The sequence below is a fragment of the Natronococcus sp. JC468 genome, assembly GCF_012163165.1.
Lineage (GTDB): Archaea > Halobacteriota > Halobacteria > Halobacteriales > Natrialbaceae > Natronococcus > Natronococcus jeotgali.
On record NZ_JAAVUO010000008.1, the window covers coordinates 1 to 25,563 of the forward strand.

Genomic DNA, 25,563 nt, shown 5'->3' on the forward strand with positions numbered 1-25,563 from the left:
AATCCGTAATCGGCATCATTCGTCCTTGCCACCGCCTACGTCATGCTCCTACTTCAACGTGCAAAGCTGAGTGAGGATATACCGCTCGAACCGTCCGCGGCGCCGGAGCGACCGCTTCCCGATCGTCCGAAACGACGGGGTCGCCGACGCATCGGCCGCGGCGGACTACGTGCCGTCCGCTTCCATCGAGAGCGAGACGTACGCGTCCGCGGAGTCGGGCGACGGATCCGGCGGGACCGTCCCGGAGTACAGCAGCCAGACGACCCGATCCGTCTCCCCCGTCGCCCCGAGGTCGCGCTCGACGATCTCGGTCTCGCCGCCCCCGACCGCGACGTCGAACCGCTCGAGTTCTCGCTCTTCGGCGACGGATCCGTCGTCCTCGAGCGTCCGCCCTATCGCGACGACCGCGAACGTTCGGTCCTCGTCGGCGCCGTTGTCGACCCCGATCGCGACCGTCGACCCGGGCTCGAGCGATGAGTCGTTCGTCAGCAGGTCGCCGTCGTCGTCGAGCAGCGAGATCGCCGCGGCGCCGTCGTCCTCGCCGACGGGCCCGTAGCCGTAGTGGTCGGCGACGGCGAACCCGACCGCGCCGACCGCGACCGCGACGGCGACCGCGAGCGACAGCGTCAGCGCGAGGTCGACGGCCCCGTTCGGTCGAACGGCCGCGACCCCCCGTCGCGCCCGCTCGCGGGAGGGGATCCGGAAGCGTTCGTCGGGCCGCACGGCCAGCCGTCGTCGCGCCGCCAGGATGCAGCCCGCGACGGTGAACAGCGACGTCCCGACCAGCATCGGCTCGAGCCGGATCCCCCACGGCGTCGCGTTCAGCGCCAGCCCGACAGCGGGCACCGCGATCGCGCTCGCGACGACCGACAGCGAGAGTCGATCGACGCCGTCGACGTCGCCTCGGCGCGGAAACAGCGCGGCGACGACGACGTAGCCCGGGACGAGAAGCAGGAAGGCGAGCCCGAGCGGGACGCGAGCCGGCGTCTCCCGAACCGCGGGCGCGAACGCAGCGACGTTTACCAGCGCCGTCAGCGCGAGCGCGGCGGCGAGGTCGGCGGGGAGTCGCCAGCCGGGTCCGGATTCGCCGTTCGACCCCATCGGCCCGGACCTTCAGCCGTCGTCGCATAAAACCCGTTAGTCGTCGCTCCGAACGGTCTCTCGGAGGTGATCGACGGACTGGGGCCGCGTCATCGATCCTCCGGAACGGCCCCGCCGGACCCGAACCGCGGGCCGGTAACCCGGGAGCGATCGCCCGCCCTCGAGCGCCGGTAAACTCGGCGTTATCGGGCCGAACGCGAGGAAATACGACGTTTCGCTCCCACAGATTCAAACGCCCCTTCGCCGTACGTTCGCCGAGTAGATCTCGTGTCACGTTCCCGAACGCTCGCCCGGTTCGCTCGCCTCGGCTCGAGCCGCGCCGCCGCGCCCGCTCGAGGGGGGCGGTCGCCGTGACGGCCGATCCCGCCGACGGCCGGGCGGTCCGTCGGCGCTCGTCGGACGACTCCCGCCCGAACGCGAGCGACGCCGAGCGGTTCTCGCGCGGTCGCGGGGACGCCCGCGGCTTCGACGGGCGGGTCCCGACTCCGTCGGTGGGATTCGCCGCCCTCGGCGCGCTGGCGTTCGTCGCCGGGCTCGCCCTCCCCGACGGCCGGGCGGTCCTGTTCGCGCTCGCCGGGATCGGCGGGTTCGCCGCCGTGCTGGCGTTCGAACTCGAGCCCGAACGCGCGATCGAGGCACGGGACGCGACGCGGGTGTACGAGACGAGCGCGCGGAACCTCGCCCGGCTCGCTGAGACGATTGGCGCCACCGGTGACCGCCGCTACGCGCCCGTCGCCGGAGGCGGACCCGGCGGCGTTCGCCTGGTCGTCCCCCTCGCGGCCGACCGCCCGCGATCGGCGGACGCCGTCGGGGACGGGGGCGAGGCCGAGGCCGAGACGCTGTCGCTCGAACCGATCGGCGCCCCGTTCGTCGCCGAGCTCGAGCGCTCGCTCGAGGACGGGCTGACGGGCGACCCCGAACGGCTGGCCGAGCAGCTGACCGACGCGCTCGCCGCCCGCTTCGAGATCGTCGATCGGGCCGACCCGTCGGTCTCCGCCGAGGACGGGCGGCTCGACGTCGCGGTTTCGGCTGGCGTCTTCGGTCCCGTCGACCGGTTCGACCACCCCGTCGCCTCGATCCTGGGAGTCGGGCTCGCGGTCGGGCTCGAGCGCCCGGTCGATGCGATCGTGCTGGCGGAACGGACCGGCGAACGACGGGTCACCTGCCGGTGGGAGCCCGACGGGACGAGCCACGACGACGCCGACGCGGGCGACGTCGACGGCTGATCTCGCCCGTCGCCCGGCGGTTCGTCGTCGGCGGAACCGGCGCCGAAGCCTCGAGGGTGTCCGTCGGCCGAACGAGGACGGCCCTCGCGGGGCGACCCACCGTTTCTCACTCCCGAAGCTTCGGCAGCCGATCGACGGCGACGACCAGCCGGCGCTCGAGCCCTCGTGGGACGACGCCAATCCCCTCGAGCACCTCGCCGACCTCCTCGCGGGTCAACGCGCCCGTAACGACCGCCAGCGCCGCGTAGGTTAGCCCCCCCAGCGGCGGGACGACTGCGAGCGCGAGCAGCGGGGGCGACAGGAGCGCGATCGGGACGACGACGAGGGCGGCCCCCGCGGCCGAGACGAGGATCGGCCGCCACCGCAGCCCCGCGAACGGGCGGTAGCCCAGCCGGCGGGCGGCCAGCGCCTGGAACCCGACCAGGCTGCCGTAACCGATCGAGGTCGCGACCGCCGCGCCGGCCATCCCGTAGGCCGGGATCAGCGCCAGATTCAGCGCGAGGTTGAGCAGCGAGCAGGCGCCCGTCGCGACCAGCAGCGGTCGCAGGGATCGCCGGCTCTGGTTGATCGCCAGCGTCGGTCGCGCGACCGCGAACCCGACGACACCGGGGAGCAACAACAACAGCGGGCGGACCGACGGCTCGAACGCCGGACCGAGGTACAGCGGGACGAACACCCCGGCCAGCGCGGCGACGCCGACCGCGAGCAGGACGGTCAGCAGGAGGACGTACCGGGTGGCCCGCTCGGCCCGACGCTGGATCGCCGCGAGGTCGTTCGTCGCCCAGAGGTTCGAGGTGCGCTGGAGGAGCACGAGCTGGACCGCGATCGGGACCAGCCAGAGGAACTCGGCGATCGAGAGCGCCCCGCGGTAGTAGCCGACGGTCTCGTCGGTCGTCCAGGCCTGCAGGAGGACGACGTCGACGTGGTACAGCGAGTTCAGAAACAGGAAAAAGACGGCCGTGCTCGCGAGGTAGCGGACGATCCCGCGTTTCGGCAGGTCGACGTCCGGGGGCGAGACGAGCGCCCGCAGCGGGATCGACCGCGCGACGATCGGAAGCGCGAGGACGAACGCCGCCGCGCTGGCGAGGATGTGGCCGACCAGAACCCCCTCGACGCCGAAGCCCAGAACGGCCAGCCCCAGGGCGGTGACAACGAACAGCGCCTTCTCGAGGACCTTCAACGGCTCCGAGCGCGACTCCCGCTCGAGGCCCATCAGCGTCCGCAGGTTGTGCGAGGCGAGCTGGCTGGCGACGGCGTACGCCCCGAGGAGGTAAAACAGCGACGGGAAGGGTGCGCCGAACAGGCGGGCCGCGAGGCCGGATCGCGCGGCCAGCCAGAAGGCAGCGCCGACGAGGACGCCGAGGGTAAGCGCCGGGCGGAACGCGTAGCCGTAGACCGCGGCCCGCCAGGCCGGGTCCGACCGCTCGGAGATGTACTTGCGGACCGCGTCGCCGGCGCCGCCGATGACGACGACGTTGACGAGCCCGTAGATCGAGAGCACGAGCGCGTACCGCCCGTACTCCGCCGGCCCGATCAGCCGGACCAGCGCCGGCGTGAACACCACGCCCGCGAGGACGACGAACAGCTTCGCGCCGACGACCGACCGCACCGCCGACGACAGCGAGTCAGCCACGCGGATCCGCCGACCGTTGCGTCGACTGCGCACGTTCGCCGCGCCCGAACGATCCGTCGCGAGCGCTCGCTCCGTCCCGCGTGCGCCCCTGTCCGCGGCGGCTCACGGCCACGGCGGATCGAACTGCCGGTGGAGCGTTCGGGCGAGGTTCAGCGCCGACAGCGCGGGCGCCGGCCGACCGCGCTCCCAGAGCAACAGCGGGATCGGCCGGGCGCCGAAGTACTCCTTGAACCGGAACACGCCGTTTCGGAAGTCGGGCGCCGAGCCCCGGAGCTCGTAGGTGTCGTACCCCCGATCGATCGCCCAGTTGATCGCGTGCTCGTGGAGCAGCTCCGGCGCGTGGTGCTCGAAGTGCTCCTCGGTCACCGCCGAGTAGAGGTGCTGGAGCCCCGACTGCTCCTCGTCGACGACGTACAGGTACATCCCCCGTCGCTCGCCGTCGACCCGGAGCGAGAAAATCGCGATCCGCTCGTCGAGTCGCCCGAGTTCGGCGAGAAACGAGCGCGGGAACGCGGACAGGCCGACGCGGTCCATCACCCGCGCGTAGTCGTCGTGGAAGTCGGCGAGCACCGACGCGCTCGCGGGCTCCTCGACGACCTCGACGTCGGCCTCGTGGCCCCGCCGGATACCGCGGCGGCGCTTGCCGTCCATCCCCTCGAGGATCGGCTCCCACCCCCGGGTGAGATCGAGGACGAACCGGCTCGAGCGGACGGCGACTCCGTAGCCCCGCTCCCGGAGGAGGTCGTGGTAGCGGACGAACCCCTGGTCGTAGGGACGGATCTGGTTGAACAGGATCCGCCCGTCGCAACGCTCGGCGACGGCGTCGAGGAGGAGTTCGATCGCGCGCTCCTCGTCGGTCGCCGCGATCGGGCCGCCGAAACCGGGGTGGATCGACTTCAGCCTGCCGACGGGACCGAGGTCGTCGACGACGTTCGGGAAGACGGCGATCGGGTTGCCCTTCTTCGAAACCAGCAGGTGTCGGGGCTCGCGGTCCATGCCGTCCTCGACCGCCCTGAGCCACTCGTAGCGATGGAAGACACAGCCCAGGTCGGCGTGCTCGACGACGTGGTTCCATTGGTTCCGGTTCGCCTCCCGGATCCCGTCCACGCGTTCGACTTCGAGGAACATCTACGGCACCACCCCCGGAGCGGCGAGCGCCCCCGGCGAGAGCCCGAGCGACAGCAACTCGAGGGTGCGGAGGACGACGACGAGCGCGGCCGCGAGGAGCCCGGCCGGGAGGAGCCACCGGGGGCGCCAGCGCGGCTCGGCCGCCACCGGGGTCAACACCTCGTCGAGGACGACGCTTCCGAGGACCGCGAGCAGGACGTACGCCCCGAGGGAGAACGCCCCGAGGGCGGCGAGCCCGAGCGCGGCCGCGAGCAGCCAGGCCAGCTGCGCTCGGAGGTATCGGCGTCGGCGCGGGGTCGTCATCACCTGGCCGTCCACGACCGGGGACGTAAATCCGACCGACGATTTCGGGCTCGAGGATGCGGTAATACGGCGTTGTGCGCCCGGAGACGGCAGGCGAAACGGGTGGGACGTCCGGACTGTCGCTCTCGAGGCGTAGGCCTCGCGGCCGCGACCCGACGGCGCTCTCAGACGGGTACGTCAGTTCCGGCGCAGCCGCGAACCGTCTGACGGCTGCGCCGGGACACCGGTACAGGGATCCGTATCAGGCGTGGAACGACACCGTCCCCGAGTCGTAGACCCGATCCCGTTCCTCGAGTTCCTCCCGGGGCAGATCGGCCTCCTCGACGTAGGCCGAGAACTGCAGCGGGCGATCCTCGAGTTCGCCCTCGCGGACGAGGACGGCGTCGTGGGACTCGAACATGGCCTCGCCCGCGGCGGCGTCGATCACCGAGCACCGCGCGCCGTGGAGCTCGCCCAGGTACCGACAGCTGATCCGATCCGCGCCGAAGGCGCCGCGGTAGCGGTCGTCGATCGCCTCGAAGGAGTCGCGCTCCTCGTCCTCGAGGTAGAAGGTGTAGAACGGGCGCTCGACGACGGGGTTGTCGGAGGCGGTGAAGTCGTTCGAGACCGCGGCGAACCCGAACAGCGAGAGCACCGCGAGCGCGGCGAGCAACGCGGCGAGGCCGCCCCGACTGACGAGTTCGTACAGGCCGTACCCGCCCGTCAGCGCGACGAACGCGAACGCGTAGTGGCCGAAGCGGTCGACGTTGACCCCGGCCAGCGCGTCCAGCAACAGCAGCGGGCCGGGAAAGACCAGCGGCGCGAGCGCGACCGCGACGAGCCCGACGGTCAGCAGGTGCGGGCTCCGGAGTCGACCGCCGTCGCCGGCGACGGCCGCGTCCGGGGCGTCCTCGGTCGCATCCGCCCCTCGGCCGCGGCGCTCGAGCAGGAAGAGGACCCCGACCAGGAGGAAAAAGAGCGCGAAGCCGTAGGGGACGTAGTTCGCGGCCTCGACCCAGGGGCTGGCGACCACGCCCTCGGGGACGGCCGACTCCGAGGCCCCGGACAGCGTCGCCTCGATCGTTCCCGCGAGCCGGGTGACGACGCCCTCGGCGGCGTACAGCCAGTACAGTCCCGTCGCGAGGACGGAGACGGCGAGGACGTAGGCGTCGACCAGCGGTTCGGGACGGGCGGTCGCGCGCTCGGCCAGCGCGACGAGGGCGAAGACCGCCAGCACGAACGGAATCGTCGCGGGGTGGGCGATCACGATGGCAACGACGAGCCCGACCGTCAGCAGCCGCACGCCCGCCGTCGGGTGGCTCGCGAGCGCGACCAGCAGCGCCAGCAGGAAGATCGACGTCGCGCTGCGGGGGATCGAGTACATCCCGTAGAAGAGGTACAGCGGAAAGGCGACCGCGACCAGCGCCGAGAGGAGCCCGAACGTCTCGTCCGGGTGGAGCCGGCGGGCGAGCCCGGCAATTAGCCCGAGACCCGCCGCGAACAGCCCGCCGGAGAGCGCGTACGCCGTCGTGTGGGCGGCGACGGCGTCGCCAAGCAGGAGCGAGCCGAACGCGGTGTAGACGTGCCAGAGCTGGAACGACTCGTAGATCGGCACCACCGTCGCCGTCCGCCCGGTCTCGAGGATCGAGCGCGCGATGGCGGTGTGGGCCGAGAGGTCGGTGTGACCGACGAAGAAGTCATAGTTCAGCGTGACGCTGTAGACGACCAGCAGGAGGACGGCGACCAGGTGATAGAGTGCGACCGCGCGGCGCGACCGCCCGTCCCCGGTTACGATCAGCAGGAAACAGAGCCCGTAGAGGGCGGCGACGCCCGCGTAGAACCCGTAGGGGCGGACGTCGGTCGCGACCAGCACGACCACGAGCGCGCCCGCCAGGAGGTGAAACGCCGTCGACCAGAGTCGCCAGTCGACCCGAACAGTCGGCGTCGCCCCTCCGGGATTCCGCCGATCGGCGCCGAACCGACGGACCGCGAGGGGCGCGGCGATCATCGGAACGGCGACGTACAGCCCGAGGATCGACAGGTTCGGGAGCCCGAAGAGGAGGGGGAGCCCGACCCCCAGCGCGGCCGTTCCCGCGAGCGCGATCGAGAGCGAGCGCACCGGCTCGAGCGGGAGGCGGATCACGGTTCCCTCCGGGGCCGACCGCGGGCCGTCGCGGCCGACGCCGCCGAACGGTGACGCATACCGGGGCGCCGCTACGCGAACCGGGACGAAAAATGGTACAGCACGTTCGACGGCGCCGACTCGGGTAATCGGTCGCTGCGTCGCGACGGACGGCGCCGTCCGCGGAGTCCGGCTCTCGGATCGGGACGGCGGTAACCCGGTGTTATCGCGTCGTCGTCGCGCTCGACCGACGACAATCTCCGACTTCCCGCGGCGACGGTGGCGAACGCTATGCACCGTCGTCCCCTGCCTTCGAGGGTGGATCGTCGAACCGTCCTGAAATCCGGCGGCGCCGTCGCCGCGGCGATCGCGCTCGCGGGGTGTCCGAGGGGCGACTCCGAGGATCCCGAGGAGCCGGGAGACGACGAGTCGGAACCGCCTGCGGACGACGGATCGACCGGGTTCGACGACTCGCTCGCGGATCGGGCCGACGAGGACGCCGAGGACGTCGCGTTCGTCGATGTCGAGTACGACGGGCTCGAGACGCCGAGTGACGCCTACCGCGTCTGGACGGGCGACCCCGCGTCATTCTCGTTCGTCGACAACCACACGTTCGACGGGGGACAGGCGCTGCGCTGCGAGATCCCCCGCGGCGAGAACAACGGGAGCAACGCCGCCTACTGGTTCCCCGAGAACGGGTACGGCCAGCCCGGTGCGGTCCGCCAGCGGGCGGTGGTTCGACTCGGCGATGACTGGGAGATGCGGCCGGACGACGTCTGCCGGTTCTGGACGCTCGGGCTGAACACGGAGGCCGGCGTGCAGGGCTCGGGCGGTCGCGGACGGCCCTCGGGCACCGACGGCTGGTCGAGCATGCTGGCGGTCGCGAACCGGGGGGAGCCGTCGGCCGACGGGTACGCGCTCGCGGCCTACACCTACCACCTCGATCAGCCGTCCACGAGCGGGGAGTTCGAGCTGACCGAGACGCGGGTGCCCGCCGACGAGTGGTTCGCCCTCGAGACCGCGGTCGCGATGAACTCGATCGAGGGCGGCGAGGCGGTGCCCGACGGCGAGGCCCGGTGCTGGATCGACGGCGAGTTAGCCTACGAGCGAACGGACTTCCGGTGGACGACGGTCGAGGAACAGGCCGTCGAGTACGCCGGGGCGCTCGTGCGCTACGGCGGGAGCGAGACCGCGCCGGCGGACCTGGCGATCTACTACGACGAGCACGAGCTGCTCGCGGAGGAGGTCCCGGAGATCCCGCCCTACGAGCGCCACCCCCACTTCGAGGACCCGGCGAACATGGACGACTACGACGGGCGGGTGACCTACGTCAACGGCGAGGAGCCCGCGACCTACCGCCTCTTCGTCGACGGCGCGGTCGTCCACACCGACTGGAGCAACGCCGACGACCACCAGGCGACGTACAACGACACCGTCGAGATCGTCCCGGCCGACGAGTCCGAGAGCGGGTACGCGATCGCCGAGGCGACCGCGTCGCCGAAGAGCGTCGACGGCTACCTCTTCGACGGCACGGTCGTCGCCCTCGAGGCCGACCCCGCCCCCGACGAGCTGTGGGTCGGCGGCGACGAGGTCGACCCCGACGACTACCCGGAGTCGCCTACCGACGGGTGAACGCGACCGCCTCGCGGTCGGCGTCGCTCGGCTCGGCGGTCGCGCCCGGCAGCCCCTCGAGGACGGCGGCCGGCGGCGTCAGCCACGCCCCCAGATCCGATCGGTCGACGTTCCAGGGGACGCCCGGCCTCGCGACCGCGCGCAGACACTCGAGCAGTCGCTCCTCCTCACGGTGTCGCGCGTAGTGGTACAGCTCCCGCAGCGGGAACGTCATCTCCCCCGTCGTCTCGGGCGGTCGGTCGGGGAGGCAGTCCTCGAACCCGAGCGTCCGCGCGACCAGCCGTGAGGCGAACCGGTAGCCGTGGGCGCTGGCCAGCGCGTAGGAGGCCCAGAACTTCGGGTTGATCTCCATCAGGACGAGCTCGCCGTCCTCGCGGCGCTTGCACTCGACGAGGGCGACCCCACGCCACTCGAGTTCCCCGAGCAGCGCGGTCGCCGCCGACTCGAGGGGGAGATCCCGACGCAGCCGGAGGTGCGTGCCGCTGCCGCCCCGGCGGGGGACCGACCGCAGCTCCTCGTGGGCCATCCGGAGCTCGACCGCGCCGTCCAGACGGAACAGCCCGCAGCCGTACGTCGAGGCCGAGCCGTCGATCGACTCCTGAACGAGCACCTCCCCCGTCGGCGAGGCGGCCGCGAGGCGGTCGTAGACCGTCCAGAACCGGTCCGGGTCCGCGACCCGCGCGGTCGTCTCGCCCCCGCCGCCGGCCTCCCGGCGGGCCTTGCAGAAGACCGGGAACGCGAGGGCCTCGAGCGCGCCCGGTTCCCGGCCCTCCGAATCGAGGGTCGCGACGAGCGCCGAGTGGTCGCGGGGAACGTCGATCCCGAGCGCCGTCGCCAGCTCCGCCGTCGCCCGCTTGTCGGCCGCGGTCTCGAAGGCGTCCGGATCGGGGAGGCAGGTCGAGACGAACGCCGGGAGGTCCCCGCGGGCCGCCTCGATCGCGGCGGCGGACCCGTAGCCGACGGGGAGCACGAAGTCGGGACGGTGGACCTCGAGGACGGCGCGGACGCCCTCGAGGTAGCGGGGATCGTCCGGCGACGGGATCGCGGCGGGGACGTCACAGTACCGCGAGCGAGCGAGTCGGCTGTGGGGGGAGGTCCCCGCGCCGACGATCGTCGCGTCGAGGTCCGCCGAGAGCTCCCGGGCGATCGCCAGCGAGGTGGGGTAGTCGCCGTCGAGCACCAGTACCCGCGGCTCCGAGCGCATACCGCGAGGGCGACGGCCCCGCGGAAAGCGGTCGCGATCCTCTCGCCGCTCGTCCGAGTGAAACGGCGCATTGTCCGCCGCGCTCGGACTCGTCCTCGAGCCCTCGGCGCTCGTAACGACGGATTGGAGCGGTGAACGCCGCGCCGGTCCACCGTAATCCGAGGTTTCCGCTCGAGCTATTTGGGCCGACACACCGGTCAAACGTTACACAGGATCCGGCCAGGCAGAATCAGTTTCGGATTTTCTTACATTCTATCGAAAGAGAAAATTTATAGACGTAGTCGCCCGTTTCCCGAGCGCATGGAACGACAGCACCCGGCTCGAGGACGATCAGAGGAGACGCGCACCGAGAGCGCTCGCGGGGGGAGCGACCGCGCGCTCGGCCGTCGATCGTACCTGGGGCTGGCCGGGGGAGCGCTGGCCGCCCTGGGCGTCGGCGCGGGAACGAGCGCGACCGCGGCGGCCGAGACCGATTCGTCGGTGATCGGGGTCGACTACGACGAGTACGCCGAGCCGAGCGCGGTCTACGACGTCAACGACGTTCGGGGGTCGTACGTCCCCGAATTCGTCCCCGAGCGGACGACGCGCCACGACCAATCGCTGCGGACGGAGTTCACGGGCGACTCGAAGATCGCCAACTGCGAGTACCGCTTCCCCGAGCACGTCGGCGAGCAACAGGACGAGATCTACACCAGGTTTACCGTCTACCCCGAGGGGTTCGATCTGGGCGCCGACGACACGGTTCGGATGTTCTGGGCGCCGCTGACCAACGGCGGGGGCTCCTCCGGCGGGGGCACGGCCACCGGCGAGAACGGCTGGTCGAACGCCATCGGGTTCGCCAACCGGAACGACTCGCCCGCGCCGGAGGGGTACAAGTTCTTCTCGTACGCCTACCACATGGACGGCTCGAGCGACTTCCAGATGACCGACGCCGTCGTTCGGATGGACGAGTGGAACGAGATCGAGTGCCACGTCCGGACCAACTCCTACGACGGCGGCACGGCCGCGGCCGACGGCGAGATGCGCTACTGGGTCAACGGCGAACTCGCCTTCGAGGATACGTCGATGCGGTTTACCACCAGCGACGACAACCGCATCGAGGCCGTCGGTCCGCTCGGCTACATGATCGGCAGCGGCGGCGGCGCGCTCTACTACGGCGACCACCAGATCGGCCTCGGGATGGGCCGCGAGCGAGCCCGGCGCGCGCTCGAGTAGGACTCAGACGACCAGCGAGCCCGCCAGTCCGATCAGCGCGACGCCGAGCGCGAGCTTGAGCCGACCCGGCTCGGCCCGGTGGGCGAGCCACCAGCCGATTCCGACGCCGGCCAGGTAGGCGAGCGTGATCGGGACGAACAGCGAGGTCACGATCGCGTCCAGCAGCAGGTAGTTGACGGCCGTAAACAGCGCCGTGGCCACGACGACGACCTGCGTGACCGCGATCGTCGCGAGCATCGGCACGCCGACCAGCACCAGCGCCGGGGCCGACAGCGCCGCGCCGCCGATCCCCAGCAGGCCGCCCGCGACGCCGATCACGAGCCCGACCGCGACGAACCCCGCGGTGTCCCACCCGCCGCGGCCGAGCTCGACGCGGGGCTCGAGGTCGCGGTGCTCGCGGTAGACGATCGTGACGCCGACGACGGCCAGCAGCGCCGCCAGCACGAGCCCGTACAGCGCCCGCGAGAGGTAGGCGTTGGCCTGGACGCCGATCCAGGTGCCCGCCGCGGCGGCGGCGCTGACCACGCCCGCGATCCACCAGTCAATCTCGCCAGAGCGCGCGTAGACGAGGCTTCCCAGTACTGCGCCGACCGTGAAGACGGCGCTCGAGGTGCCCGCGACCTCGGCGCCCGACAGCGAGGTCAGCAGGTAGAGCCCGGTGACGATGAGGATGCCCCCGGGGCCGATCGTGGCGACGACGATCCCGCCGAGGAAAGCCAGGACGACCAGCGCGACTAGCACTTCGGTAGCGACGACCACGTGTCTCGAGCGGGCGTACTCTGCAGGGACGGGTAGGGGTTGGCCTTGCCTGTCAACGGTCGATCGATCTGCTCGAGTGCGTCTGCAGATCGACTCGATAACACTGCGGTGGCGGGTTCCGAAACGATTCGCGCCATCGACCTGTCAGTGATTGTTGTGAGCACCGGAGGTGTTCGGATCGATCCTAGCGAACTCGTCGGGCGTTTTCTCGAACGTTCTCTTGCAGGTCTCTGAACAGAAGTGGTACGTATCGTCATCGTAAGTGACACTTGGGTCACCCTCGTCGGTCCGCATCCCACAGACCGGATCCCGGTACTCGCCGGGAGCTCCCAGACCGCTTCGGTACACGTAGAGGAGGAATCCCGAGAGCGAGAACGCGATCAGGTTGAGGTAGAACGTGTAGTTCAGTTCGAAATAGGTCTGCTCGCTCGCAGTCATGCCACCGGCGAGATCGGGAACGATCCCCAATACGTCGAACAGCTGTTCCATGAGAAATCCCGTGAACGCCATCGTCACGAAGAACACGCCGAGAATGTACAGCATCACCTTCCAGCCGTAGTACTTCCGGTACACGTTGAGCACCGGGATCGTGATGAGGTCGGCGTAGACGAAGGCGATGACACCAGCGAAACTCACACCGCCACCCCAGAGCGCGACGGCGAACGGGACATTCCCCATGCTACCGACGAAACTGATGATGGCGATGGCAACGCCCATGATCGCGTTCTCGGCGCTGACCAGCAAACCGTCACCCTGGAGAAAGAGCGCGTTCCACACCCACTGTGGGACGAACACGATGACGAACCCTGAGATCAGGAAGCCCGCAATCACATCCTTGTAGAGCATCGACCACTCCTTGCGGTACTGGTTGCCGACCTTGTACCAGCCGCCCCACGACAGTAGTTCGTCCCGCCAGCCACCGCTACTGGCCGCCTCCTGACGATAGGTCTCCATACACCCCTTCGAACAGAACTTCACCGCTTCTCCGCCGTCTGTGACGAGCGAATACTCGTCTTTCCCTTCCATCCCGCACGTCGGATCCTCGGTCACGCCGTGGTCGTGATCTCGCTGATTCAATTCGCCGCGAACCTGCTCGAAGAGGGGCTCCGGAAGCGTCAGATGGACGATGACCGCCATTACGGCGATAAGGACGAGGCCACCGAGTAACTCGGCGACGAGGAACTCCCAGCCGAGCAGGATCAGGATCATCAAACCGAGCTCGACGATGAGGTTCGTCGAGGCAAACATGAACGCCAGGAAGTTCACGACGTGGGCACCTTTCTTGAACAGCCCTTTCCCGATGGCGACGGCCCCGAAGCTACAGCCGCTGCTGGCAGCGCCGAACAGCGTGGCCTTCGTGATACCGGCTACGTCGCCGTCACCGAGCACGGCGGCCATTCGCTCTTTTGAGACGTAGATCTGGACGAGACTGGTGATCACCAGCCCCGTGATGGTCGCCCACGCCGCCGTCCAGAGAAAGCCGATCCCAATCCGGAGGGCCTCGAACACCTCTGTTCCCGGTGTCGCCAACATGATCGGTACTACGGTTCAGTTTCGAGTCGATCCCGCCGTCGTTCGTATTCCTCGTCGCTCAGGTCGCCGCGTGCATAGGCAGCCCGAAGCTCCTCGAGTGCAGGGTCAGACGCTTCATCCTGCGCGGTCACCGCTCGATAGCCGAGGTAGACGGCCCCGACGATGACGGCGAGGAAGAGGAGCTGCATCCCAACGCCGACGATGAGCATCCATTCGGGCGCTCCAGCCACACCCCACATGCCAGTGCCCCACGTCCCGCCCATCATCGGTCCAGCCCCCATCATGCCGAACCCCATAGCGAACATAGGAAAGGCCACGAGGGCAGCAGCGATTGCGAGGACAACCCAGACGAGTTGCCGATCGGTTGTATCGGTAGTCATGATTTTGCCTACGAGTTGCGTCGAAACGCGATCCCAGGTATAGCTACGGGAGCATCGTTCAATGCCGTTACCCTTATGATAACAAAGCTAATTCCACCTCGACCATTGAAATGCAATCTACTTTGGCATTGCATGAGTGATTTCGAACATTGCTCTACCGTCACGACGTCGCCTCCCGCCGTCGCTCGAGCAGGTCGTAGTACTCCCCGCAGGGGCCGATCCAGGCGCCCATCGCCTTCGCCTCGCGGATCAGGCGCTCGTAGAGCGTGCGGTAGCCCGGGAACTCCTCCTCGTTGAAGTACCGGGGGTGCCAGAGCACGGTCATCACCGCGTCGTGTTCGTGGGCCTCCTCGAGCAGCCGCCGACACTCCCGCCAGGCCCACTCGAGCGAGGGCGACGAGGGGACCAGCGCGCGCTCCATCAGCGTCAGCGGGAAGACGACGAAGGCGTCGTCGAACGGCCGGAGCACGTCGTAGCGGCCGTCGAACCCGTAGTTCGTGCTCGAGCCGTAGCTGGCGTCGTAGCGCAGCCCGATCGCGCGGTGGTGCTCCCAGGTGCGTCGCCCGACGAGGTTCAGGTAGTGCTGGCGGCCGCCGACGATCGGGTCGCCGAGGACGCCCTCGAGGACGCGCTTCTCGTACCGGAGCCGCGCCCGGTCGTCGGCGGAGTCGTAGGAACCGTGGAGGCCGACCTCCCAGCCGCCCCGCTCGAGGGCGCGAATCGCGTCGACCAGCTCCGGATCCGTGGGGTCGTACCGCCCCGCGTACAGCGTCCAGCTCTCGGGGCGGAGCCACTCGCGGGGCGGGCGCTCCAGCAGCGACCGCTCGTTGAGCACGTACCACGACGAGCGAACGCCGAGGTCGTCCTCGAGGGCCATCACCTCCTCGAACTGCCAGTAGGGGCGCTCGTCGGCGACCAGCGACCGGAGGTGGGAGGGATCGCGCTCGCGGACGGCGTAGTACGGCGCCTGGTAGGTCTTGAAGACGCGGTCGACGTCGTGGGTGAGACAGAGGGCGAACTCGCGGTCCTCGAGGGCGTCGGTCACCGCCGGACGACCTCCGGGACGGACGGCTCCGGGGGCGTCGTACCCGCGGCGCCGGCGGCGTCCTCGACGACCGCGACGACGAGGTCGGTCGCGTCGACGCGCTCGGCGAGGGGCCGACGGCGTCGACTCGCCAGGGTCGGCTCCCGGATCTCGGGGAGCTCGCGCGCGGGGGGAAGGGACTCGTCGGGGCCGCACCCCTCCCGGGGGCACCGGAGCAGGCGGTAGCGACGCTCGAGCTCCTCGAGGACGCCGGCCCGCAGCCCGGAGACGTACAGCGCGGGGGTCCCGAGCAGCGCGCTCTCGGCGGCCATCGTCGCGCTCTCGCCGAGGAACAGGTCCGCGCGGGCGAGCAGGTCGTGGATCCGGTGGGTCGGGAGCTCGAAGCGCCGCGCCGCGAGCGCCGGCGGGAGCCGGCCCTCGGCGGAGATCCGAACCGTCGCACCGAAGCGCTCGAGGCCGGCGATCACCCGCTCGAGGTCGCCCACGCCGCCGCGGCCGACGTCGTGGGCCGCCGTCCAGGAGACGAGCCGGAGCACGACCAGCGGCCCGTCGTCGGAGCCGACCGCCGCCGGCACCGTGGGGTCGGGTTCGAACCGGTCGGGGTGGAGGTACGCCAGCTCGTGGTAGCCGGGGTACCGGCGGTGGTGGGGGCCGTACTCGTCCCAGAACGCCGTCGGCGTGTAGACCCGATCGGCGAGCGGGAGCGAGACGGCGTTTTGCACCGCCGCGTGTTCGGTGTCGGTAAAGAGGACGCTCTCGGCGTCGGCGACCGCGCCGGCGTGGGCCACCGCGGGCTCGCCGATACCGAGGATCACCGCGGGCTCGAGGCGGCGCACTCGGCGGACGATCTCGTACTCGTAGCGGGGCTGGACCGAGAGCAGTCCCCGCGTCGATCCCGCGGGGCCGGCCAGCCGTCGGTACGCGATGCCGTAGTGCTCGAGCAACTCGCAGGCGACGTCCTTCTCGCGGACGAACACCCTGACGTCGTACCCGCGACCCTCGAGTTCGGCGATCGCGTTCCTGAAGAAGTGGACGTGCGCGGGGTGTTGGATCGTGACGACGACGCGCTCACCCATCCCGCCTCACCTCGAGGGGGGCGTGCAGCCGGCGCTCGAGGCCCGCGGCGACGCCGGCCGAGGCCGCGCCCGCGACCGCGAGGAGGGCGGCCCGTCCGATCCCGATCGTCGCTCCGTCGCTCGAACGCCGTCCGAACAGGGCCCGAGCGCCCTCGAGGGCGCTGCCGGCGAGCGCGAGCGCGCCGGCGGCGTACCCCAGCGGGACCGGGTGGAGCTCCCGGAGCGGGTACCGCCTCGCGAGCCGCCGGACGAACGCTCTGAGGAGCAGCGCCGACACCGTCGGCACGTAGGTCGCGTACGCGATCGAGGACTCCTCGTCGCCGTACCGGGCGGGCATCGGGACGTCGGCGACGCGCAGCCCGGCGGCGTTGCACCGAACCAGCAGGTCGTTCGGGTAGCCGTAGCGGTCGTAGACCGCCTCGAGGTCGAGTCGCTCGAGACCCCGCCGCGAGATCGCCGTGTAACCGTTCTGAGGGTCGCCGGTTCGCCAGTACCCCGAGGCGACCCTGGTCAGGACGGTCAGCGCCGCGTTCCCGACTAGCCGGAACCGGGGCATCTCGTCGCGGGCGCCGTCGGCCAGCCGGTTTCCCTTCGCGTAGTCGGCGTCGCCCTCGACGATCGGGTCGAGCAGCGCGGGCAGGCGGGCGGGGTCCATCTGGCCGTCGCCGGCCATCACGGTCGTCACGTCGATCCCGTCGGCGAGGGCCCTGCGGTACCCCGTCGCGATGGCGGCGCCGACCCCGCGGTTGCGGTCGTGGCGGATCGGGACGATCCGACGGTCGAACCCCGCGCCCGCGGCGACCGTCTCCCGTCCCCGATCGGTCGCGGCCGCGCGGTTGAGCCGGCTCGCTCGCTCGGCGATCTCCGCCCAGGTTCGGTCCCGCGAGCGATCGTCGACGGCGTAGACCCGATCGACGTAGTCGGGCACCGACTCGAGGACCCCGCCGACGAACCCCGCCTCGTCGTAGGCCGGGACGACGACGCCGACCGTTCGCCCCCGGTACATCAGCCCGCACCTCGCGGCCTCGAGCCGGCGGGTCGACGCGGATCACTCACGCGAGGCCTCCAGATCCGCCGTCGGCCGATCGTTTCGCCCCGCGCCCTCGATACGCCGGGCGACCTCGAGGGCGGCGAGCCCGTCCTCGACCGTGACCTCGGGGGTCGAGTCGGTTCGAACGGTCTCGAGAAACGACGCGAGCTCCCGTCGCAGGGGTTCGTCGTCCGGAACGCTGACCCGTTCGATCAGGCTCTCGTGTCTGAACCGAACGCCCTCGTCGCGTTCGACGTACTCGGGGACCGAGCGCCGGTGAATCTCGACCGACTGCTCGAGGTAGTCGACCGCGACGAGACACTCCTCGGCGGTGACCTCGAGGGATCGAACCTTGCGCTGGGTCAGCCGGCTCGCGGTCAACGACGCCACCGCGTCGGGGAACTCGAGCAGGGCGCTGGCGTGACGGTCCCCGGCGACTCCGTGACCGGTCACGTCGACGGGGTCGTCCTCGAGCAGGGCGAGCACGACGTCGATGTCGTGGATCATCAGGTCGACGACGGCGCCGTCCGCGATCGGTCGTCCGGGGGGCGGACCGAGCCGGCGTGCGGTGACGTCGACGATCGACAGCCCTTCGAGGACTCCCTCGAGCGCCTCGACCGCGGGGTTGAACCGCTCGACGTGACCGACCTGTACGGGGATGCCCGCCGTCTCGGCCGCCCGCCGCAGCGCCCGCCCGTCCGCGAGGTCGCCGACAACCGGTTTCTCGACGAGCGTCGGGACGCCGGCCTCCAGACAGGCGCCGACGACCTCGAGGTGGTGGGCCGTCGGCACGGCGACCGAGACGGCATCGACCCGATCGAGCAGCGCCTCGAGGCCCACCGCCGCGGTCCCGTGACGGGCGGCGACGGCGTTCGCCCGTTCCGCGTCGACGTCGAAAACACCCTCGAGGGCGGCTCCCTCGAGCTCCTCGTACACCCTGGCGTGGTGTCGCCCCATCGCCCCGACGCCGATCACGCCGACCGCGAGCCGGCGTTCATCCGCCATCGCCGTCGAACACCCCCGGGGGACCTCCGAGTTCGTCGTCCGCCCGGATCGTCGGTGGACGGTTCCGCCGCTCCGGGGTTTTGGAAGCGGTTCGTCGGCCGCGGCGAGCGCGTGCCCCCGATCGTCCGCGCTCGAGCGGGAACCGGCCGGTTCGGCACCGCTCGCCGCACTCGCCCGTCCGCCGGGGATCGCCCGAGAGTACCTCGCTCATGTCCCCTCTCCGTGGGGGGAGGATTCGCAAAAGGCGGGCCGATCGTTACGAGCGTTAACACCCGTCAGAACACCGCAAACCTACTTTTCCGATCGATTCGAACCCGTCGATCGCGCGCGGGCGGTCGTCCCCCCAAACCGCGCGGGTGCGATCCACTAACGATTGGTTACGTCCGCGGTCCGGTTCTCGATTCGGTTTCGGAGCCGACTGGCGGGAGTCGGCCTCACCGGTGCACCGCGAGAGCGCGGACCGAAACGGTGACCCGTCGCGGAGCGCGGAGGGCGTCACCGCGTCGGACGCCTCCACCCGACGGTCCTCGACGTCACCGGTCTCGCGGACGACCCCGGATCCGCAGCCCGACGACGGCAGTGTGACGATCCGGGGCCAGTCCCGTCGCGGCGCTCGAGCCGAGGACGGCGCGAGTAGGTCCTGATTACGAGTTGACATTCGGTAGCTAGCGACGCGGACCGTTCTCGAGCGAGACGAGCGACGAGGGAACGGAACGGGGCGAAATCGCTGCGTAACCGGTTCGAAACGCGGATCGAACGGTTCCGAGGCGAACGTTGCGGGTGCGGTGGCGAAAGCGGGGACTCCGATTCAGAACGCGCCAACGCGGTGTTTCCCGACGGGAATCGGACGAACGGTCGGTCGTTCACGAACCGCGACCGATAGCGACGTTTTAGCGGCTCTCAGTCCGATAATTCGGGACGTAATCGTTGTTCGGGTTCAAGTAGGCTTCCGTCCTGACTCCCTGTCGGGCACCGCGTCACGAACCCCGAAAGAACCGGCGGCTCGTCTCGAGCCGGCGTTTCGCGAAGGAGGGGGCAGCGACCGTGATGCGTGCCCGTGATACCCAATGAAACGCGCACTCACGATCACGATGACGGTCGCACTGCTCGGCAGCCTCCTGTTCATGGGCTTTGCCGGCACCGCAGCGGCACACGACTATCACGACGACAAGCACGACGACGACAAGCACGACCGCTATGACGGTCACGACAACGACCACCACGATAACGACCGCTACGACGACGGAGATCGGTCCGCTCTCATCGGTCAGTCCTCACACGCGGAAACCAACCAGTACCAGAACGTCGACCAGGAGAACAACCTGAAGCAGGGCGACAACGTTGCCGCGTCCTACAAGGGCGACGCTGCTGCCGCTAACTTCGCCAGTCAGAGCAACTCCAACGCCCAGGTCGGCATCAGCTCCTCCGCTAACTTCGCCGGCATCAGCCAGAAGTAACCGCGTTCGATCGCTACCGCGTGCGACTTTTTTCGGTTCGGCTCGCGATCGATACCGACGGCTACGGCGGACGGCTCTCCTCCCAGGAATCCAATCAGGAGTAGCGCCGCGCTCCCGCGACAGCACATGGGCGTTTTCCGGGACCGATCCGCTGGTGACGACGGGGGGCGACGAATCCGGACGCGACCCGTTTCCGTCGGCTCGAGTCGGGAACCTGTAGCGATACCAAAACGAGGTTCGGCTCGCGGTAACGTTCACGAGCGTTAGCTGTGAGCGGGACTTGACGGCGCTAGGACGCGGATACATCACGAAACTGTACCCTCAGTTCATATACAACCCCGTGATGAGTCCCAGTCGGGCAACGCGTCAGGCGGCGACGAAACGGTAGGGTCTCGAAGAGCTGCGGCTGTGTCGATCACGGTCGCGTTCGGTCGCGCCTGCTCGTTGAGCCGATAACGCACACTCGCACAACAATGAAACGCGCACTCGCAATCACGATGACGATCGCGCTGCTCGGCAGCCTCCTGTTCGTCGGTTTCGCAGGGACTGCAGCAGCGGGAAGTTACGACGATAAACACGACGACTACGACGACCACAAACACGGCGACGATAAGAAGGACGACCGCAAGCACGGCGACGATAAGAAGGACGACCGCAAGCACGGCGACGACAAGAAGGACGACCGCGACCACAAGCACGGCGACGACAAGAAGGACGACCGCAAGCACGGCGACGACAAGAAGGACGACCGCAAGCACGGCGACGACAAGAAGGACGACCGCGACCGCGACCACAAGCACGGCGACGACAAGAAGGACGACCGCGACCGCGACCACAAGCACGGCGACGACAAGAAGGACGACCGCGACCGCGACCACAAGCACGGTGACGACGGCGACTCGTACGCCGACGACGTCGTCGCGATCGGCCAGATCTCCGACGCCGAGACCAACCAGTACCAGAACGTCGATCAGGAGAACAACCTGAAGCAGGGCGACAACGTTGCTGCGTCCTACAAGGGTGACGCTGCCGCCGCTAACTTCGCCGAACAGAACAACACCAACGCCCAGGCCGGCGCCAGCATCTCGGGCAACTTCGCCTTCGCCGCCCAGAAGTAACGGCCTGACACTCACGACCGATTCGCTTTTTTGCGACGCCGCATCCATACGGTCGCCGTAGTAGTCGTTGCAAGTCAGTACGTTCTCACTCGCGAATCAGCGGTCAGCATCGGTCGTGCTGGCCACTGTGTGAGCGGTGAGTAGATCGTTTCGGCGACTACTATCGCCTCCGCTCGAGTGCGACCGCGTTACCGTTCGCTCGAGTCGGACGCGACGTCGCTCTCCCCACGGGGACTCGAGGACGAGCGTTACCGATCGACGGCCGCCTCGGCGCGTCGCAACACCTCGCGAACCGGAAGCGCGCTCTCGCGGGCCACCCGCGCGGCGTCGTCGTACTCCGCGCTGACGTCGTAGACCTCGCCGTCGGCGTCGCTCGCGACCTTGACCGAGACGTCGTAGGACTCGCCGTCGATCTCGAGCGCGACGGTCTCGAACTCGCGGTCGGCGATCCAGCGGTGGGTCGCGCCCGCCTCCCGGATCCCGAGGGTGCCCGTCTCCTCGGCGAGCGCCCGGGCGACGCGCTCGCGGTCTTCGGGTTTGCAGATCACCTTCACGAGGTGTCCGGGGCGGGACTTCTTCATCGTCGCCGGCACTATCGTAACGTCGCGCGCGCCTACGCTCGCGAGTGAATCTTGTAGTCCACCCAGGACTTCCGGCGTCGCGTCGTCGAGGTTCGTCTCGAGGACGGCGATGTCGTCTCTGACGAGCTCGCGGCCGCCGTCACCGACGAGCGCCCGGAGCACGTTCGGGTGCGGATCGAGGTCGTAGCCACCGGCGCCGTAGCCCGAGGCCGCGAGCTCGAGCGACGGCAGCGCGTCGACGCCGTCCGCGAGGTGGCCCAGAATCGCCGCCCCCGTCGGCGTCAACAGCTCGGCGTCGACGGGACCGCCCCGCAGCGACCAGTCCGCCCGCTCGGCGATCTCGACGACCGCCGGCGACGGGACGGGGTACTCGCCGTGGCTCATCCCGACGGTGCCGCCGCCGGTCGAGAGCGGGGTGGTGACGATCCGATCGGGGTCGAGATCGCGAGCGAGCGCGACGGCGCCCACGACGTCCGCGATCGCGTCGTCGGCGCCGACCTCGTGGAAGTGGATGTCCTCGAGCTCCTCGCCGTGGACGCTCGCCTCGGCCTCGCCGAGCAGCTCGAAGATCGCGAGCGCGTCGCGTTCGACCGCGTCGTCGAGGGCCATCTCCGCGACGATCTCGCGGACCTCGAGGTAGCTGCGGTGGGGGCCGTGGCCCTCCGCGGGAACGCCCGCGTCGTCCCCGTGGCTGTGGTCGTGGACGTGGCCGTGATCGTGATCATTGTCCCCGTGATCGTGGTCGTGGACGTGGCCGTGGTCGTGCTGGTCCGGATCGCCGTGATCGTGGGCGTGTCCGTGACTCCCCTCCGTCCGGGTCGCGTCCTCGCCGTCGGTCAGAACCACGTCGACGGTCGCCGACGCGATGCCGCACTTGACGGTCTCGTCGATCCGGTACTCGAGGTCGAGCGCCGTCTCGACGGGCTCGAGGACGTCCCGGTCGGCGCCGGCGTCGAGCAACGCGGCGAGGATCATATCGCCGCTTGCACCCATTCGGCCGTCGAACGCGAGCGTTCGCATACGTCGACTGGCGGCCGGCGAAGCCAAAAAGCCACCTTCTCGACGCCGCCAAAACCCTCCGAAGCCGGTACCTCTATGTGTCTTGGCACCTCAGTTAGATATGGTGCTAACTAGCACGGTGTGGGTTCACGGTAGCAAAAAGCCTATCCGGTCCCGAATCGGAATCACTGACATCGCCGTCCATCCCGAATCATGAACGAAGTCCAACTGGAGGTTGCGAAAGCGTACCCGAACGACTCGGGTCGCGGTATCGCCCGACTCGACCCGGACACGCTGTTACATCTGAAGTTAAGTCCGGGCGACATCATCGAGATCGAAGGCGCGGATACGACCGCCGCGAAGGTGTGGCGGGCGGACCGACAGGATTGGAACACGGACACCGTCCGGATCGACGGCTTCACCAGACAGAACGCCGACGTCGGTATCGGCGAACGAGTGACGATCCGGAAGGCCGAGGCAACCAAGGCCGACGAGCTCGTCCTCGCACCGCCCGAGGAGGCGTCGGTACAGTTCGGCTCCGACGCTGCGGGGATGGTCAAACGCCAGATCCTCAAGCGACCGGTCGTCGGCCACGACATCGTTCCCGTGATGAGCTCGACGAACCACCCGTTCATGCGCTCGCCGGGGCAGGCGATCCCGTTGATCGCCGTCGAGACCGAGCCCGAGGGCGTCGTGCTGATCACGGAGGATACCGACGTCGAACTCCGCGAGGAGCCAATCAGCGGCTTCGAGAAGACCGGCGGCGGAATCACCTACGAGGACATCGGCGGCCTGCAAGACGAGATCCAGCGGGTCCGCGAGATGGTCGAGTTGCCGATGAAACACCCCCAGATCTTCAAGAAGCTGGGGATCGAGCCGCCACAGGGCGTGCTGTTGCACGGCCCGCCCGGTACCGGGAAGACCCTGCTCGCCAAGGCGGTAGCAAACGAGACCTCGGCGAGTTTCTTCTCCATTGCCGGACCGGAGATCATCTCGAAGTACTACGGGGAGTCCGAACAGCAGCTTCGGGAGATCTTCGAGGACGCCAGCGAGGAGTCGCCCGCGATCATCTTCATCGACGAACTCGACTCCATCGCGCCCAAACGCGAGGATGTCACCGGTGAAGTCGAGCGCCGGGTCGTCGCCCAGCTGCTGACGATGATGGACGGCCTCGAGGCCCGGGGCCAGGTCATCGTCATCGCCGCGACCAACCGGGTCGACAGCGTCGACCCCGCGCTTCGCCGTCCGGGCCGGTTCGACCGCGAGATCGAGATCGGCGTCCCCGACGAGGTCGGCCGCGAGGAGATCCTCCAGATCCACACCCGCGGGATGCCGCTGTCCGACGACGTCGACCTGGCCCACATGGCCGACGAGACCCACGGCTTCGTCGGCGCCGACATCGAGAGCCTGACGAAGGAGGCCGCGATGAAGGCGCTGCGCCGGTACCTCCCCGAGATCGACTTAGACGAGGAGGACATCCCGCCGAGCCTGATCGACCGGATGATCGTCAAACGGGAGGACTTCCGGGGCGCCCTGAACGAGGTCGAACCCTCGGCAATGCGGGAGGTGCTCGTCGAGCTGCCGAAGATCTCCTGGGACGACGTCGGCGGCCTTCAAGACGCCCAGGAACAGGTCCAGGAGTCCGTCGAGTGGCCGCTGAACAACCCCGAACGGTTCGAGCGGCTGGGGATCGATCCGCCGGCGGGCGTCCTGCTGTACGGGCCGCCTGGAACCGGGAAGACGCTGATGGCGAAAGCCGTCGCCAACGAGACCAACGCGAACTTCATCTCGGTGCGCGGCCCGCAGCTGCTCAGCAAGTGGGTCGGCGAGTCCGAGAAGGCGATCCGGCAGACCTTCCGCAAGGCCCGGCAGGTCTCGCCGACGGTGATCTTCTTCGACGAACTCGACGCGCTGGCACCCGGCCGGGGCGGCGAGACCGGCTCGAACGTCTCCGAGCGCGTCGTCAACCAGCTGCTGACCGAGCTGGACGGCTTAGAGGAGATGGAGAACGTGATGGTCATCGGTGCGACCAACCGTCCGGACATGATCGACCCCGCCCTGTTGCGCTCGGGGCGGTTCGACCGCCTGGTCATGATCGGTGAACCCGACGTGGAGGGTCGCGAACGGATCCTCGACATCCACACCCAGGGGACGCCCCTGGCCGCGGACGTCAACCTCCAGGAGATCGCCGAGATCACCGACGGCTACGTCGGCAGCGATCTCGAGTCGATCGCCCGCGAGGCCGCCATCGAGGCGCTACGTGAGGACCACGAGGCCAACACCGTCGAGATGCGTCACTTCCGGCAGGCGATGGAGAACGTCCGGCCGACGATCACCGACGACATCCTCGACTACTACGAGCGCATCGAGGAAGAGTTCCAGGGCGGCTCGAGCGGACCCGACCCGACCGGTCGTCGCGGCAGCCGGATCGGCTTCCAGTAGCGCCGTCTCTCGTTTTTCGTCGGTAGGGCGTAGTTACGCTTCCCCTACCGCGCCGTCGGTCGATCGAAACGCGGCGCCGAACCGTTCGTTCGATCGAGCAAACGGCGACAACCGTCGCCTACGCGGCGTCGTCCCGAGCACGATATCGTGTGAACTGTACGCACACCGATCCCGTCGGGAACGGCCGCGAGAGCGGTCGCCGTTCCGATCGGTTCGGTTCAGTTCGGTCCGTATTCGGATGAACCGTACCGAACCGATCGAAACGGTCGCGCCGGTATATGTGGGCCCGAGTGGGGGACCGACACGTGATCGGGTGTTTCGATGTCCAGTCCAACAACCCGCGATTCCCGCACCGCGGCGTCGACCGAGAGCACCGAGAGCCAGAACGACCGGCGCCCCCTCGAGCGACTCGTCCCGCACCTGATCGACGCCGTCCGGAAAACCGGATTCTGGACGGCTATCGTACTTCCCTTTCTGTACGTGCCCCTGCTGGCGACCGGCCTGTCGACGGCGGCCGAGACCCTCACGTTTCTCGCCCTGCTCGGGACCAACCTCGTCGCACTCTACGTCGGCCACACCTATCGGCAGTGACGAC

21 protein-coding genes are annotated in these 25,563 nt (G+C 69.3%); 7 read left to right on the forward strand and 14 right to left on the reverse strand.

Annotated features, from left to right (window positions below):
• Positions 1-165 precede the first annotated feature (165 nt).
• Entirely contained in the window at positions 166-1,101 is a 936-nt protein-coding gene (locus tag GWG54_RS06660) for a DUF1616 domain-containing protein (protein ID WP_167937041.1), read from the reverse strand.
• A gap of 350 nt (positions 1,102-1,451) precedes the next feature.
• Between GWG54_RS06660 and GWG54_RS06665 the strand changes: the two genes are divergently transcribed.
• Positions 1,452-2,327, forward strand: a complete 876-nt coding sequence (locus tag GWG54_RS06665; protein WP_167937042.1) for a hypothetical protein — start codon at positions 1,452-1,454, stop codon at positions 2,325-2,327.
• Positions 2,328-2,433: 106 nt separating this feature from the next.
• Here GWG54_RS06665 and GWG54_RS06670 read toward each other — a convergent pair whose 3' ends face one another.
• The 4 genes from GWG54_RS06670 to GWG54_RS06685 form a co-directional block, all read right to left on the reverse strand.
• On the reverse strand, positions 2,434-3,960 hold the full coding sequence (locus GWG54_RS06670; RefSeq protein WP_167937043.1) for a lipopolysaccharide biosynthesis protein: 1,527 nt from the start codon (positions 3,958-3,960) through the stop codon (positions 2,434-2,436).
• A 102-nt stretch (positions 3,961-4,062) separates the two neighbouring features.
• Positions 4,063-5,088: a GNAT family N-acetyltransferase gene (locus GWG54_RS06675; RefSeq protein WP_167937044.1), complete on the reverse strand. Its 1,026-nt coding sequence runs from the start codon at positions 5,086-5,088 to the stop codon at positions 4,063-4,065.
• On the reverse strand, positions 5,089-5,391 hold the full coding sequence (locus GWG54_RS06680) for a hypothetical protein (RefSeq protein ID WP_209438308.1): 303 nt from the start codon (positions 5,389-5,391) through the stop codon (positions 5,089-5,091). It abuts the gene before it with no gap.
• 241 nt (positions 5,392-5,632) lie between these two features.
• Complete coding sequence (locus GWG54_RS06685) at positions 5,633-7,513, reverse strand: hypothetical protein (RefSeq protein ID WP_167937046.1); 1,881 nt, start codon at positions 7,511-7,513, stop codon at positions 5,633-5,635.
• A 297-nt stretch (positions 7,514-7,810) separates the two neighbouring features.
• Here GWG54_RS06685 and GWG54_RS06690 point away from each other — a divergent pair, with 297 nt between their 5' ends.
• Positions 7,811-9,124, forward strand: coding sequence for a twin-arginine translocation signal domain-containing protein (locus tag GWG54_RS06690; protein WP_167937047.1), 1,314 nt, complete (start codon positions 7,811-7,813; stop codon positions 9,122-9,124).
• On the opposite strand, the gene GWG54_RS06695 is transcribed toward GWG54_RS06690, so the two are convergent.
• A complete protein-coding gene (locus GWG54_RS06695; RefSeq protein WP_167937048.1) occupies positions 9,111-10,328 on the reverse strand; it encodes an ATP-dependent carboxylate-amine ligase in 1,218 nt (405 codons plus the stop codon). The genes GWG54_RS06690 and GWG54_RS06695 overlap by 14 nt on opposite strands.
• Positions 10,329-10,628: 300 nt before the next feature.
• Between GWG54_RS06695 and GWG54_RS06700 the strand changes: the two genes are divergently transcribed.
• Positions 10,629-11,543 carry a hypothetical protein gene (locus GWG54_RS06700; protein WP_167937049.1) on the forward strand — a complete coding sequence of 305 codons (915 nt, stop codon included), beginning with the start codon at positions 10,629-10,631 and terminating at the stop codon, positions 11,541-11,543.
• Positions 11,544-11,546: 3 nt separating this feature from the next.
• On the opposite strand, the gene GWG54_RS06705 is transcribed toward GWG54_RS06700, so the two are convergent.
• The 7 genes from GWG54_RS06705 to GWG54_RS06735 form a co-directional block, all read right to left on the reverse strand.
• Positions 11,547-12,302, reverse strand: coding sequence for a sulfite exporter TauE/SafE family protein (locus tag GWG54_RS06705; RefSeq protein WP_167937050.1), 756 nt, complete (start codon positions 12,300-12,302; stop codon positions 11,547-11,549).
• 144 nt (positions 12,303-12,446) lie between these two features.
• The gene (locus GWG54_RS06710) at positions 12,447-13,835 is read right to left on the reverse strand and encodes a permease (RefSeq protein ID WP_167937051.1); all 1,389 of its coding nucleotides are present in this window, start codon (positions 13,833-13,835) and stop codon (positions 12,447-12,449) included.
• A gap of 8 nt (positions 13,836-13,843) precedes the next feature.
• Positions 13,844-14,215 (reverse strand): SHOCT domain-containing protein, encoded by a 372-nt coding sequence (locus tag GWG54_RS06715; protein ID WP_167937052.1) that lies wholly within the window; start codon positions 14,213-14,215, stop codon positions 13,844-13,846.
• Positions 14,216-14,375: 160 nt separating this feature from the next.
• The gene (locus GWG54_RS06720) at positions 14,376-15,260 is read right to left on the reverse strand and encodes a polysaccharide deacetylase family protein (RefSeq protein ID WP_167937053.1); all 885 of its coding nucleotides are present in this window, start codon (positions 15,258-15,260) and stop codon (positions 14,376-14,378) included.
• On the reverse strand, positions 15,257-16,336 hold the full coding sequence (locus GWG54_RS06725) for a DUF354 domain-containing protein (protein WP_167937054.1): 1,080 nt from the start codon (positions 16,334-16,336) through the stop codon (positions 15,257-15,259). Before GWG54_RS06725 ends, GWG54_RS06720 begins: the two co-directional genes overlap by 4 nt.
• Complete coding sequence (locus GWG54_RS06730) at positions 16,329-17,342, reverse strand: glycosyltransferase family 2 protein (protein WP_167937055.1); 1,014 nt, start codon at positions 17,340-17,342, stop codon at positions 16,329-16,331. Before GWG54_RS06730 ends, GWG54_RS06725 begins: the two co-directional genes overlap by 8 nt.
• Before the next feature lie 42 nt (positions 17,343-17,384).
• The gene (locus GWG54_RS06735) at positions 17,385-18,371 is read right to left on the reverse strand and encodes a Gfo/Idh/MocA family protein (protein WP_167937056.1); all 987 of its coding nucleotides are present in this window, start codon (positions 18,369-18,371) and stop codon (positions 17,385-17,387) included.
• Between the two features lie 1,067 nt (positions 18,372-19,438).
• Between GWG54_RS06735 and GWG54_RS06740 the strand changes: the two genes are divergently transcribed.
• Both GWG54_RS06740 and GWG54_RS06745 read left to right on the forward strand, forming a co-directional pair.
• Complete coding sequence (locus tag GWG54_RS06740; protein WP_167937057.1) at positions 19,439-19,828, forward strand: toxin transporter; 390 nt, start codon at positions 19,439-19,441, stop codon at positions 19,826-19,828.
• Between the two features lie 473 nt (positions 19,829-20,301).
• Positions 20,302-20,946, forward strand: a complete 645-nt coding sequence (locus GWG54_RS06745) for a toxin transporter (RefSeq protein ID WP_167937058.1) — start codon at positions 20,302-20,304, stop codon at positions 20,944-20,946.
• Between the two features lie 248 nt (positions 20,947-21,194).
• Here GWG54_RS06745 and larC read toward each other — a convergent pair whose 3' ends face one another.
• A complete protein-coding gene (gene larC, locus GWG54_RS06750) occupies positions 21,195-22,547 on the reverse strand; it encodes a nickel pincer cofactor biosynthesis protein LarC (protein ID WP_167937059.1) in 1,353 nt (450 codons plus the stop codon).
• Positions 22,548-22,739: 192 nt separating this feature from the next.
• Here larC and GWG54_RS06755 point away from each other — a divergent pair, with 192 nt between their 5' ends.
• Both GWG54_RS06755 and GWG54_RS06760 read left to right on the forward strand, forming a co-directional pair.
• Positions 22,740-24,968, forward strand: a complete 2,229-nt coding sequence (locus GWG54_RS06755; RefSeq protein WP_167937060.1) for a CDC48 family AAA ATPase — start codon at positions 22,740-22,742, stop codon at positions 24,966-24,968.
• 321 nt (positions 24,969-25,289) lie between these two features.
• A complete protein-coding gene (locus tag GWG54_RS06760) occupies positions 25,290-25,559 on the forward strand; it encodes a hypothetical protein (protein ID WP_167937061.1) in 270 nt (89 codons plus the stop codon).
• The last annotated feature ends 4 nt before the right edge of the window (positions 25,560-25,563 follow it).

Bases quoted from the DNA above. Each gene is read 5' to 3' on its own strand.
- GWG54_RS06660 (WP_167937041.1), bottom strand. From the start codon at position 1,101: ATGGGGTCGAACGGCGAATCCGGACCCGGCTGGCGACTCCCCGCCGAC.
- GWG54_RS06675 (WP_167937044.1), bottom strand. From the start codon at position 5,088: ATGTTCCTCGAAGTCGAACGCGTGGACGGGATCCGGGAGGCGAACCGG.
- GWG54_RS06680 (WP_209438308.1), bottom strand. From the start codon at position 5,391: ATGACGACCCCGCGCCGACGCCGATACCTCCGAGCGCAGCTGGCCTGG.
- GWG54_RS06695 (WP_167937048.1), bottom strand. From the start codon at position 10,328: ATGCGCTCGGAGCCGCGGGTACTGGTGCTCGACGGCGACTACCCCACC.
- GWG54_RS06700 (WP_167937049.1), top strand. From the start codon at position 10,629: ATGGAACGACAGCACCCGGCTCGAGGACGATCAGAGGAGACGCGCACC.
- GWG54_RS06710 (WP_167937051.1), bottom strand. From the start codon at position 13,835: ATGTTGGCGACACCGGGAACAGAGGTGTTCGAGGCCCTCCGGATTGGG.
- GWG54_RS06715 (WP_167937052.1), bottom strand. From the start codon at position 14,215: ATGACTACCGATACAACCGATCGGCAACTCGTCTGGGTTGTCCTCGCA.
- GWG54_RS06725 (WP_167937054.1), bottom strand. From the start codon at position 16,336: ATGGGTGAGCGCGTCGTCGTCACGATCCAACACCCCGCGCACGTCCAC.
- GWG54_RS06730 (WP_167937055.1), bottom strand. From the start codon at position 17,342: ATGTACCGGGGGCGAACGGTCGGCGTCGTCGTCCCGGCCTACGACGAG.
- GWG54_RS06735 (WP_167937056.1), bottom strand. From the start codon at position 18,371: ATGGCGGATGAACGCCGGCTCGCGGTCGGCGTGATCGGCGTCGGGGCG.
- GWG54_RS06740 (WP_167937057.1), top strand. From the start codon at position 19,439: ATGAAACGCGCACTCACGATCACGATGACGGTCGCACTGCTCGGCAGC.
- GWG54_RS06745 (WP_167937058.1), top strand. From the start codon at position 20,302: ATGAAACGCGCACTCGCAATCACGATGACGATCGCGCTGCTCGGCAGC.
- larC (WP_167937059.1), bottom strand. From the start codon at position 22,547: ATGCGAACGCTCGCGTTCGACGGCCGAATGGGTGCAAGCGGCGATATG.
- GWG54_RS06755 (WP_167937060.1), top strand. From the start codon at position 22,740: ATGAACGAAGTCCAACTGGAGGTTGCGAAAGCGTACCCGAACGACTCG.
- GWG54_RS06760 (WP_167937061.1), top strand. From the start codon at position 25,290: ATGTCCAGTCCAACAACCCGCGATTCCCGCACCGCGGCGTCGACCGAG.